This is a genomic window from Chitinophaga lutea, assembly GCF_003813775.1.
Taxonomy (GTDB): Bacteria; Bacteroidota; Bacteroidia; order Chitinophagales; family Chitinophagaceae; genus Chitinophaga; species Chitinophaga lutea.
This window is the reverse complement of sequence record NZ_RPDH01000003.1, coordinates 742,285-753,665: the sequence shown is the minus strand read 5'-3', so window position 1 is coordinate 753,665 and position 11,381 is coordinate 742,285. Positions and strand designations below refer to the sequence as shown.

The window sequence follows — 11,381 nt, the reverse complement described above, 5'->3', positions numbered from 1 at the left end:
GGCTTTTTTTGGTATTGATGTGCCTTTTTGTATATTTATCCATAGATATTCAGCCAACTTCTATTGGAAAGTTTTTTGATAAAGATGCCCACCATTGTACCCCCAAAAACTATCTTCATAAAATGCATATGGTTTAAAATATTTAGCGGGCATCTCCTCCGCAGACCAAGCATTGGTAAGCTCATTTTTCCAATACAAGTAATACTGGACACCGAGCCCGGCGCGTTCGCCCAACAGCAATACCAATTGGTTTCGATAAGAAAATAAATCAACAGGGTATTTATTCTTATCACCATATTGCATAATTGTCTCGAATTTACCGTCACCAAACTTATATACCATTGGTGTCTGGGTTAATTCACCTATTACGAGTACACTTTCCATATTTTGGCGAACAAACAGTGGTTTAAAGTCTCTTTCAGGAAAACCGAAGCTATCCACTCTACCATCCGACAGTGATAACCGTATCAATTTTTTTGTTGATTCATTAATACACCATAAAGCTTTGTTGAAAAAAACTAGTGTTCCATAGTCAATCAACACTTTCATTTCTTCCGACCAGGTAATACCATTATTCGCAGTTCTCCGCAATATCCAATAATTATCGTTTTTTCCTATCCCTAATATATAAACAGAACTATCTTCTGCAATGAAAATACTTTTTATATGACAATCTTTATAAGCGGCTATTTCCTTCCAACTACGTCCTTCATCCATAGAACAATAAATCTTCGCGGAATCATTAAATAATGCGGTTTCATTCTTGGTATTAATTCCCAATGCAACAAAAACTCGATTGTTTCCGACTGTGTAGCTTGTAAACTTTCCTTTTCCTATTGTTTTTCTCGTCCAATTTTTACCATTGTTCTCTGAGCGATAGATGCAGGCATCATAATTATTGAATCGCCTGCTGACGATATCACTATCGGTATACTTCGAACCAAGTATTAGTTGGTACGACTTATTAACTATCATAAAATCAAGAGACGCATTCTCCGTGTCAACCCCTGCTGTTTTTACAATATTCCATCCTGTTTTTTTCTCACTAGTCATGTTTGAGCAAGACAAAAGGAGTATTACTAAATTGATAAAATAACTCATTTTCATATTCATACTATCTATTCCCCTCCCAGCCAGGAATTTACAAGTTTCCATATCTGCTTGGGATCTGCGCCATGTTTCTCTGCATACAACCTAACCATCTTCGCTATCTCGGCTGCGTTCTTGCTTACCTGTGAGTGGGCCCCCGCACAGCATAAGATCAGTGCAGCCAGCAGGAAGAAAGATTTTTGCATAGGTATTATTGTTTCGATCTAACGGATGAATTGTTTTCGAGTTGTTGCAACCGTTTGGTCACGTCTTCCAGCTTTTTATGCAGGTCGATGATATAGAGGGTCTGTTCTTCTATTTTCTGCAGCAGTTTGCTGTCCATTTCCCCCAGTTCGATTCCTTCCCGCTGTACCTCTTTTGCGGAAGGGATGCCGGGCAGATGTTTGTTGTCGGAAATATATTTTTCCAGTGCGGGCAGGGGCATCAGCTGGTAATGATCCTCGAATACGAAGTCCGCCCAGGCGAGGGAAGTGACTCTTACCCTCCGCGCACCGATCGTTCCTTCTACCGCCAGTTTATACTCGCCGGGGTTATTCGTGCCGATGCCTACGTTGCCGGTAGAACTTTTTATGTACAGCCTGTCGGGGCCACCGGCGTATACTGTGAAATCGTTGCTGGCGTTGGAATTGATGCCAATGATCTCTCCATCTCCGTTCGTATGCTTCCAGGCAATTGAGCCGGTGTTAGGTAGAACCAGGGTATTATACGCATACGGTACCCCTATTCCTACACGCCCTCCAACATAAAAATCACCAAGCGGACTTGCATACGGCAGCTTAAAAAACCGGTTATTATCGAAATCGCATTTCAGGCCATGTGTGTTTGTCATGGCCAGATACCCGGAGGGCTCAGTGGTAGTGCTGCCCCAGTCCCCGCCCGTAAGCGGAGAATAGCCGGCAAACAGCCCTTCTGTTTTGTAAAAAATGGCGCCCCATTTATAGCTGGCGCGCACCCACACCGCATTGTTGAAAACATAAAACACCGCGGCCGAAGGATTGCCGGAAGTGCACCGGATTTCCACTCCGTCGAAGCGGCCGGTGACGGTGCCTTCGAATTTATCCACCCGCAGCCGGAAAGTGCCCTGCTGCTCAAAATAGTTAGCATCCCCCTGCACGGAAATATCAATAATGTTCGCATAACGGTCGGTATTGCCTTTTAACTCCACCACTTTGTAATAGAGGAAAGGATAAGGATCAACACCAGTATTCGTGCCGCCGATGATTGACCATGGCGTGGGGCCGTGGGCCTGGGCATACAGCAACGAAGGAAACATGAAAATGAAAAGAAGGATTAAGCGGGTCAAGGTAGAGGGTATCATCGTATCGGGTTTAATGGAAAACGAATTATGCGCTAAAAATGCGTCTTTTTAATGGAAATGCAAAATGAATCGCGGGCTTACTTGCATCTTACCGGCAAACAGGGCTCTGCAACCCGCCTGCCGCAACTTCCCGTCTTCCCACCCATCCCCCAAAAAATTTTGTCTCCAAATACATAAACCACTATATTTGTCTACAAAACTAGTAGACTGTTATATGACCAACCTGAACTGGATAGCTTTATCAATCGGCGGATTCCTGTTTTTCATTGGCCTGGAATATGTGATTTCCCGCAGAACGGGTAAAAATTACTTCCAGTTCGCCGAGTCAATAGCCAACCTGAACATCGGCGTCGCGGAACGCCTGCTGGATATTTTCGTGACGGGGCTGTTCTACTTTTTCTTTGATTACATCTACCGGAACTTTGCCCTCTGGCATTTTGAGCCGAAGTGGTACACCTGGTTCCTGCTTTTCCTGGCCACTGATTTCGTGTGGTACTGGTACCACCGCCTCGCCCACGAAGTGAACATCCTCTGGGCCGCGCACGTGGTGCATCACCAGAGCGAAGATTTTAACTACACCGTATCTGCAAGAATAACCGTTTTCCAGGCAGCGGCCCGCTCCCTTTTCTGGGCCGTGCTGCCCCTGGCGGGTTTCCCGCCGGCCATGATCACCTCGTTACTGCTGGTGCATGGGCTCTATCCATTTTTCATCCATACCCAAACCATCGGCAAACTGGGCATCCTGGAGTATTTTATGGTAACGCCCTCGCACCACCGGGTGCATCACAGTTCCAACGAGGCGTACCTCGACAAAAACTACGGCGACGTGCTCATCATCTGGGACAAGATGTTCGGCACCTTCACGCCGGAGCGCGATGAAGAGCCCTGTGTGTACGGCCTTACCAAACCGCTGAAGAGCCACAGTTTCCTCTGGCAACAGTTTCATTTTATGCTCGAGCTGCTGACGGCGTTCAGAAGAGCGGTAAGCTGGAAAGCGAGGTGGAAGGTTGTTTTCGGGAAACCGGACGATATCGATCCGGAGATCAGGGGACAACTGGAAGAAGTATGGCTGCGGAAAACAAAGGTGCGCAAACAGACGAAGTTCCAGCGCATCTATATCATCATCCAGACCATCATCAGCATCAGTCTGCTGTTCGTGGCCACGCTGCTGGAAGCATACATCCCGGTGGGCCTGAATGTGTTCATTGTATTATTCATTCTCATCAGCCTCGTCAACACCGGCGCCATCCTCGAGCAGAAGAAATGGTTCTTTTACCTCGAATACGCCCGCATGATGCTGATCGCCGTTACATTCCTGATCTACTTCCCGCACCTGTACGTATTTGCCAGTGTGCTGCTGTTCGCAGGACTGCTGACGTTCTATTTTTCCCGCATCGAAAAGTCACTGCACCGCCTGCTCTTTCAAAGGACCCGATGATACTGTCGTGTGGCCGAGTGGTTAGGTAAAGGCCTGCAAAGCCTTTCACGGTGGTTCGAATCCACCCGCGACTACTGGAATGGACAAACCGGAAAAATCGCCGGCTTGTCCATTTTTCTTTCGGAAGAACAGGAATTTATTGAGCATTGAAAAACGCTGATGCCCGAAAACTACTGGATCAACAAGCTCACGAAAGCATCAGCTGATTCTTTGGGCACACCAGTTTAGGGATCCTGTATTTGCACCCGGCAACAACATTGTTAAAAGAGCATGCCGGAGAGGTAATACCCCGCTCCCACCACCGCCATCGGCAAACCCGCTGCCACGAGGAAAACCGTTGGCCTGAAAACCGCCATATAGGTCAGTAGTTCCGCAGACTCCGGCTCGCCGGGTTTGAACACGATTTCCGCTTTATCCCCGACGGTAAATGCCGGCGGATCACTGGCGGTGGAATGCGTGTACAGGAATTCCACGTCGTTGCTGGCCCTGAACTTGAATACCGGCCGGAAACAATCGCCTTCGGAATCCCTCACCACCTGCAGCTCCGTTACGGTGCCGGTCACTCTCTCACAGTTACGCAGGAAAATCAATGATCGCCTGAACGTAAAGAAAGACAAGGTTAACAGGGTTAATCCCAATATCAGTAAAATGGTGTACCACATAATTGCATACGTTGACAACACAAACCTACATCAAAAAGCCTGCTTCTGCTGCTTTTCGATTGTTTTGCGCAAGGTTTACTGCTCTGTATGGCACGAAAAAAGCGTATCAAAAAACCGATACGATTTTTCCTTATGCCCCTTACAGGAACACTTTCATTATTTATCCTTCACACACCGGAAACCCAGGTTGTTACTGGCGCTGGTGATCTCACCTTTACCCCGGCTGCCTGCACGGTAGCGGATGCAGTACTGGTCGCTGCACAAAAATGAACCGCCTCGCTGTACCCGCTTCACCGCGCCGGGTTCGTCGGGGTCGAAACTGTCGGGCGGGCCTTTCGGGTTGAGGGTATCGCTGTGCTGGTAATAATCGGGACGGTAAAAATCCTCGCACCATTCCCATACGTTGCCGTCCATATCGTAGAGGCCGAACGCGTTGGGCGGGAAAGTTTTTACGGGCGATACGCCGGTGTAGCCGTCTTCGTTGGTATTGCCGGAAGGGAAGTTCCCCTGGAAAATATTCGCCGGCCATTTGCCGCCGGGTTTCAGTTCTTCGCCCCAGTAGAACTTCGTTTGCCGGCCGCCGGCGCGGGCGGCGTATTCCCATTCGGCTTCGGTGGGCAGCCTTTTGCCGGCCCACTTCGCGTACGCGGCGGCGTCTTTATAACTGATGTGCACCACGGGCTCGTTATCTTTTCCGGCGATGCTGCTGCCGCTCCCGAACGGATGCTGCCAGTTGGCCCCGGGCACGTACGCCCACCATTGCAGCGGGTTGTCGAGCGGCACGGGCTGTGGCGGCGGGGTGAATACGGCCGACGAAGGCACCAGTTTTTCTTTCGGCACATCGGGATAATCGGCCGGGTCTAGGGGCAGTTCGGAAACTGTCTGATAGCCGGTGGCTTTCACGAAGGCGGCGAATTGTGCGTTCGTCACTTCATGCTCGTCCATCCAGAAATCGCCTACGGTGACGCGATGCACCGGGCGACTGTCCGGGAACTCTTCCGAGCCCATCTCAAAACTGCCGCCTTTGATCAGCACCATACCGGCCGTAGTATCGCCGCCGGCCCTTGTGGCCACCGAATCCGCCTGTTGATTGCCTTTGCCTGTGGAAGCTTGCTGGCAGGCTGGTTGCGCCAGCAGCAGCGTTCCTCCTATGACCCATTGAAATACACGCATTATTGTTATGTTCTTACCGTGAAGCTACAAAGTTGCAGCGCTTCATTTTCAAAAATTTATATCCCCGGCTTCATTTATTGCCCGGCCGTTTTGAGCCGCACCAGCGGCAGCCCGTAACTCTTCCGCAACAATGCGGCCAGTTCCTTCACCTGCGCGGCGTACGCGGGGTCCTTCGCCAGGTTGGTGATCTCTCCTGCGTCCGCCTGGTGATCGTACAGTTCAACACCTGCCTTCCCGTCGGCCCATTCGGTGTAACGCCAGCGTTCCGTCCGCACGCTGCGGCCGATGGTGTCGGGGCCGCGCCGCACCTGCGTCAGTGCGGGTTTGTCCCACTTCGCCGCCGGGTTCTTCAACAACGGCGCAAGACTCCGGCCGTCGAGCGGCCTCGGCGGGGTGAGTTTCGACAGCTCCGCCAGCGTGGGATAAATATCGAGCAGCTCCACCGTACGAGCGGAGGCCTTGCCTTTGGCTGCTCCGGGTGCGGCGATGATCAGCGGAACGCGGGCGGATTTTTCGAAAAGGCTTTGTTTCATCCACTGGCCGTGCTCGCTCACATTATAACCATGGTCGCTCCACAGCACGATGATCGTATTGTCTGCCAGCTGCAAACGGTCGATGGCGTCGAGCAAACGGCCCACCTGCGCATCCATGAACGAAATGGATGCGTAATACGCACGTTTGGCTTCTTTCAGTTTATCGACAGGCAGCCCCCAGTTGGGCGGATTGGTGAACAGGGCGGCGGGCGGCACGTCTTCCAGGTCTTTTTCGATATCGCCGGCGATGGGGATGTCGTTCAGGTTGTACAGGTCGAAGTACTTCTTCGGCGCTACATAAGGACTGTGCGGCCGGAAGAAACCCACCGCCAGGAAAAACGGCTCGTTCTTTTTCTGCTCCAGCACTTTGATCGCCTCTTCAGCGATGAGGCCGTCGGTTTGTTCATTGTCCGCCCCATCGGCGGCATAATACGCCAGCGCGCTGCCCAGACCGCGGGCGGGCGTCAGGTTCACCACTTTGCTTTCTTCCGTTTTATCGCGGCCTTTGGGGTTGATGACGCGGCTCCACGACAGCGAATCGTCGAGCCCGTTGGTGCCGATCTGCCCGGGAACGCCGTAATGGAAGATCTTGCCTATCCGGATGGCCTCGTACCCGTTTTGTTTGTACAGCTGCGGCAGCGTCACCACGTCCGGCAAAATGCTGCGGAAATGCGTTCTCAGCTCGTAGATGCGCGTAACATCGGGGCGGTAGCCGGTGAGCAGCGACGAGCGGCTGGGACTGCACAGCGGGAACTGCGTGTACGCCCTGTCGAACCGCACCCCGCGCGCCGCGAGGCGGTCGATGTTCGGCGATTTCACCAGCTTTGAGCCGTAGGCGCCCAGGTCGTTGTTCAGGTCATCCACGGCGATGAACAGCACATTGGGTTTCTTTTGTGCGGCGGCCTGCATGGCAATGGCCAGCAGCCCCATAAAAAGTATCCGTTTCATGTGTTACAGTTTTGCGGTTTTCCTGCTGGCGGCGTTCGGTGCGTTCACCTTCGGCAGCCATTTGGCCAGGTCTGATTTAACGTTGTTGTATTGCGCGTCGCCGGCGAGGTTTTTCCATTCCTGCGGATCCTGGTCATGATCGTATAATTCTTCGGAGCCGTCTTCATACCGGATATAACGCCAGCGCTCCGACCGCACGGAATGATTGTTGAGCCCGTGCGTGGTAACAGCGGGGCGATCCCACACGGCCAGGGGATTTTTCAGCAGGGGCACCAGGCTGTTGCCTTCCAGCTCTTTTTTAACGGGCAACCGGCAGAGATCCACCAGCGTAGGGTAAATATCGAGCAGGCTCACCGTGCGGCCGGAGCTGGTGCCGGCTTTGGTAAAACCAGGCGCGAGCACGATGAACGGTACGCGCGCCGCTTCTTCCCACAGGGCGAACTTGCGCCAGTGTTCCTTCTCGCCGAGGTGCCAGCCATGATCGCCGAACAGTACGATGATCGTATTGCCTTTATACGGGCTTTTGTCAAGCGCATCGAGCAAACGGCCGATCTGCCCGTCGGTAAACGTAATGCTCGCCAGGTAGCCCTGGATGGCGTTTTTCCATTGGCCGCTCTTTTGGATAAAAGCATGGTCGCCGCCGGGTTTGGCGATGGCGACGCCCGCTGCGGGCACGTCCTGCAGGTCGTTGGCGGTCACTTTCGGCAGCTGTATGCTGTTAATCGGGTACTGGTCGAAGTACTGCTGCGGCACATACCAGGGCAGGTGCGGACGGGTGAAGCCCACGGCCAGGAAAAACGGCTTCTGCCTTTGCTGCCCTAAAAATGCGATGGCACGGTCCACGTTCTTGTAATCGCCCATGTCTTCATCCTTCGCCTTGACGGGGCTCCAGTCGAAGTGACCTTTTCCTACCACGGGTGCGCCGGGCGGTTCGGGGGATTTCTGCACTTTGTGATACACCGGCCAGGAGGCGGCATCGTTATAGACGTCGTGAAAGATCTTCCCGATGCCGGCTACTTCGTACCCGTTGGCGGTGAAATACTGGGGCAGGGTAACGGCGTTCGGTAAAGCGGGGCGCCAGGGCTGGTCGTTGTGATATACCCCGGAGGTCGACGGCCGGACGCCCGTGAGCAGGCTGGCGCGCGACGGGTTACAGGCTGGCGCGGAACAATACGCGCGGGTAAAGAGCTCGCCTTTCTTCGCCAGGCGGTCGAGGTTGGGTGTTTTAACACCGGGATAACCGCCGTAGGCGCCTATCCAGTCGTTGAGGTCGTCTACCGCGATGAACAGCACGTTCGGCTTCTGCTGCGCGGAGGCGGTGATGGAAGCTGCGAGTAACAGCAGCGTGAAAAGATTTTTATACATCGTTAATCTTCTTTGGCGATTTGAATTTTATGTGGTTCGAGGCCGGGCAGTATCACCTTCGGTTTGCCGGGGTCGCCGGGTTTCCAGGCGGGCAGTTTGGCGAACTCTGCGGTAAATGTTTTTCTCACCGCTTCCGCCTCTGCTCCCCCGCTTCCTTCCGGTAACGGCGCCGTCTCTTCCGGATCACGCTCCAGATCATAGAGCCTTCCGTCGCGGTAAAGTTTAAAACGGTGGTTGCGGAAAAATTCATTGGCATGTTTGTTCTCGCCGGCATTATGGAGCGGGCTGTAATGGGAGAATATCCATTTGCGGGGATGCCCCTTCTCTCCTTTGATCTGCGGCAGGAAACTCACCCCGTCGGTTTCCCAGGCGGCGGGCACCTGCTGGCCCGTGGCTTCGGCGATGGTGGCGAGCACGTCGGTGAAATCCACCAGGTCGTCGGTGACGTGTTTCCGGTTACGGCCGTTGCCCCAGTTAGCGATGAGCGGTACGTGATGGCCGCGGCTCAGGGTGAGGCCCTTCCCTCCTCTCACGGTAGTGCCGTCTTTCAGCGGCGTCACAATCGGCCGGCCGGTGCCGTTATCGCCGGTGAAGATGATGATGGTGTTCTCGTAGAGGCCGAGCTGTTTGAGTTTGTCGATGATACGCCCCACCTCTTTGTCGGCATAGGCCACCATGTCGCGGAAATTCGCCGTGTCTTTTTTATGCCGGCCGGCGACATCGGTTTCCCAGCTTTTGCTGTCCGGCGTGGGCAGGAAGGGATCATGCACCAGCGCCATGGGGTAATAGGCCAGGAAGCGGTTGTTTTTGTTCTGCTCGATGAACTGCAGCAGGTAATTGGTGAAAATATCCGGACCGTAATCATCGTCCGTCACAGGCAGGATGCGCCCGTCCTGTTCAACGAGGGGTTTGGCGTAACGCTCCCCTTTCGCGCGGCCGTACGTCAGCTGCCAGAGGCAATACTGGTCGAACCCGAAATGCGCAGGCAGTTTGTTGTTGTTACCTAGCTGCCATTTGCCGGCGATCGCCGTTTTGTAACCGGCCTGTTTCACCAGGTGGGCGAATGTTTTCTGCAGCGGGTCGAGGTAACCGAACTCCACGTAGTTGCGGTAATTGTATTTACCCGTCATGATCTGTACACGACTGGGCGTACACAGCGGCTGGGAAAACCCGTAATTGAACTGCAACCCCTCCTTGGCAAGGCGGTCGAGGTTCGGCGTGTTGTACGTGCCGCCGTAAGCGCCGAGGCATTCTTTGCCCATATCGTCGGCCAGTATCAGCACGATATTGGGCAGGTTGTTCTTTTGCTGCGCCTGTAGCGGCAAACATGCCATCAGCAGCAGGCAGATGATTTGGTAGTGTTTCATGATCCCCATCCTTTATTTTGTGAGAGTTTCGGGTTGACGTCCCTTTCCCGCTGCGGCACCGGCAGCAGGTAATGTTTTTCCTGTACGTTGGTTTTGCCGGCGGCGTTCAGCGCTTCGATCAGCCTGCCGGTACGCACCAGGTCGAACCAGCGCTGGAACTCGAACATCAGTTCGAGGCGGCGCTCGTCGTATACGGCCTTGCGGAAACCGGGCTGCGACAGGGAAGCCAGTGGCGCCAGCCCCGCCCTTGCGCGCACCCGGTTGATGGCGTCGTAAGCAGCCGTGGTAGGCCCGCTTTCTTCGTTCACCGCCTCCGCGTAAATCAGCAGCACCTCCGCAAAGCGGATGACCGGTACGTTCTGATTGGATTCCGTGGGATTGGTGATGGTGCCCGGGTCGAAGTATTTGTAAAACCTGGGCGGGAAGGTATAGGTTTGCCCATTGGTAGGGCTCACCAGTTTCGTGAAAAACGTCACGTCCCGCCGCTTATCGTTAGCGGCATACAATTCATAGGTACCTTTGGCCGGCTCGTCGGTACCGGCCGCGGCCACGCCGGGAATGCCCACCGGCGTGCAGGAAGAAGCCAGGCGGTTGCCCTGCCCGTTACCGCCTTTGCACTGGGCGGAGAAGATATGCTCTTTACCGTTTTTGGTGGCCACGTTAAACACGTCGGAGAAATTGGTGAAGAGATCGTACCCGTACGGCCCGCCGATCACTTCCTGCGCTTTGGCGGCCGCCTTTCCCCACTCCTTCCTGGTAAGGTATACTTTCGCGAGCACAGCCTTTGCCGCACCGCCCGTTGCCCTGCCCGCATTGGCGCTGTTATACGCCGGCGGCAGCCCCTGCGCATCGGTGAGGTCGGCAATCACCTGCCGGTACACGTCTTCCACCGGCGCACGGCTCACGTACAGGCTTTCTTTGGAAAGCGACGACACTTCGTGCAGCACCAGCGGCACCTCGCCCCACAGCCGCACCAGGTTAAAGTACAACAATCCCCGCAGGAATTTTGCCTCGTTGACCAGCCGCGCCCGCAGCTCCGAGTCCATCTCGATGTTGGGAATACGGTCGATGGCGATATTGGCGCTGTTGATGGCCACGTAATGCTCGCGCCATAGTTCACTCACCCGGTCGTTCGAAGTGGAATGCGTGAGCGACGACATCGCCCGCACATCGATATTGGTGACCCGCTGCCCGGCGATCACATCGTCTGTCTGTATTTCAAAACCAAGGTTGAACAGGCGGTTGTACATGGTAATCCCACCGTTGTTCAGCGCGCCGTTGTACACGCTGTTCACTGCGGCGATGGCGTCTTCCTGCGTGCGGTAAAACTGGTCCGTGACCAGTATCGAATCCGGCGCTTCAGTGAGTTTGGCGCAGCCGCTCAACGCAACTGCGAACGTATATAGTAAGAGATATTTTTTCATCGCAAATGATTTTGGAGATGCCCCCTGCGTCAGTAATATTTCA

9 protein-coding genes and 1 tRNA gene are annotated in these 11,381 nt (G+C 53.8%); 2 read left to right on the top strand and 8 right to left on the bottom strand.

The genetic code is table 11. From position 1 onward, the window contains the following. Positions 1-60 precede the first annotated feature (60 nt). Both EGT74_RS26155 and EGT74_RS26150 read right to left on the bottom strand, forming a co-directional pair. Positions 61-1,053 carry a WD40/YVTN/BNR-like repeat-containing protein gene (locus tag EGT74_RS26155; RefSeq protein WP_123849560.1) on the bottom strand — a complete coding sequence of 331 codons (993 nt, stop codon included), beginning with the start codon at positions 1,051-1,053 and terminating at the stop codon, positions 61-63. Positions 1,054-1,300: 247 nt separating this feature from the next. Further along, on the bottom strand, positions 1,301-2,383 hold the full coding sequence (locus EGT74_RS26150) for a hypothetical protein (protein WP_158618304.1): 1,083 nt from the start codon (positions 2,381-2,383) through the stop codon (positions 1,301-1,303). Between the two features lie 232 nt (positions 2,384-2,615). Here EGT74_RS26150 and EGT74_RS26145 point away from each other — a divergent pair, with 232 nt between their 5' ends. Together EGT74_RS26145 and EGT74_RS26140 are read left to right on the top strand one after the other, a co-directional pair. Then, on the top strand, positions 2,616-3,866 hold the full coding sequence (locus EGT74_RS26145; RefSeq protein WP_246008308.1) for a sterol desaturase family protein: 1,251 nt from the start codon (positions 2,616-2,618) through the stop codon (positions 3,864-3,866). 4 nt (positions 3,867-3,870) lie between these two features. After that, positions 3,871-3,940: transfer RNA gene (locus tag EGT74_RS26140), tRNA-Cys, on the top strand. A 186-nt stretch (positions 3,941-4,126) separates the two neighbouring features. Here the strand turns inward: EGT74_RS26140 and EGT74_RS26135 are convergent. The 6 genes from EGT74_RS26135 to EGT74_RS26110 form a co-directional block, all read right to left on the bottom strand. Further along, a complete protein-coding gene (locus tag EGT74_RS26135; protein WP_123849558.1) occupies positions 4,127-4,528 on the bottom strand; it encodes a DUF3592 domain-containing protein in 402 nt (133 codons plus the stop codon). A gap of 156 nt (positions 4,529-4,684) precedes the next feature. Then, positions 4,685-5,701, bottom strand: a complete 1,017-nt coding sequence (locus EGT74_RS26130; RefSeq protein WP_123849557.1) for a formylglycine-generating enzyme family protein — start codon at positions 5,699-5,701, stop codon at positions 4,685-4,687. Positions 5,702-5,775: 74 nt separating this feature from the next. Further along, the gene (locus EGT74_RS26125; RefSeq protein ID WP_123849556.1) at positions 5,776-7,182 is read right to left on the bottom strand and encodes a sulfatase; all 1,407 of its coding nucleotides are present in this window, start codon (positions 7,180-7,182) and stop codon (positions 5,776-5,778) included. Between the two features lie 3 nt (positions 7,183-7,185). Next, complete coding sequence (locus tag EGT74_RS26120; RefSeq protein WP_123849555.1) at positions 7,186-8,547, bottom strand: sulfatase; 1,362 nt, start codon at positions 8,545-8,547, stop codon at positions 7,186-7,188. Positions 8,548-8,549: 2 nt separating this feature from the next. Beyond that, a complete protein-coding gene (locus EGT74_RS26115) occupies positions 8,550-9,914 on the bottom strand; it encodes a sulfatase-like hydrolase/transferase (RefSeq protein ID WP_220392973.1) in 1,365 nt (454 codons plus the stop codon). Beyond that, the gene (locus EGT74_RS26110; RefSeq protein WP_123849553.1) at positions 9,911-11,338 is read right to left on the bottom strand and encodes a RagB/SusD family nutrient uptake outer membrane protein; all 1,428 of its coding nucleotides are present in this window, start codon (positions 11,336-11,338) and stop codon (positions 9,911-9,913) included. The genes EGT74_RS26115 and EGT74_RS26110 overlap by 4 nt, the downstream gene beginning before the upstream one ends. Positions 11,339-11,381: the final 43 nt, after the last annotated feature.

Bases quoted from the DNA above. Each gene is read 5' to 3' on its own strand.
- EGT74_RS26115 (WP_220392973.1), bottom strand. From the start codon at position 9,914: ATGAAACACTACCAAATCATCTGCCTGCTGCTGATGGCATGTTTGCCG.
- EGT74_RS26155 (WP_123849560.1), bottom strand. From the start codon at position 1,053: ATGACTAGTGAGAAAAAAACAGGATGGAATATTGTAAAAACAGCAGGG.
- EGT74_RS26120 (WP_123849555.1), bottom strand. From the start codon at position 8,547: ATGTATAAAAATCTTTTCACGCTGCTGTTACTCGCAGCTTCCATCACC.
- EGT74_RS26125 (WP_123849556.1), bottom strand. From the start codon at position 7,182: ATGAAACGGATACTTTTTATGGGGCTGCTGGCCATTGCCATGCAGGCC.
- EGT74_RS26150 (WP_158618304.1), bottom strand. From the start codon at position 2,383: ATGTTTCCTTCGTTGCTGTATGCCCAGGCCCACGGCCCCACGCCATGG.
- EGT74_RS26135 (WP_123849558.1), bottom strand. From the start codon at position 4,528: ATGTGGTACACCATTTTACTGATATTGGGATTAACCCTGTTAACCTTG.
- EGT74_RS26130 (WP_123849557.1), bottom strand. From the start codon at position 5,701: ATGCGTGTATTTCAATGGGTCATAGGAGGAACGCTGCTGCTGGCGCAA.
- EGT74_RS26110 (WP_123849553.1), bottom strand. From the start codon at position 11,338: ATGAAAAAATATCTCTTACTATATACGTTCGCAGTTGCGTTGAGCGGC.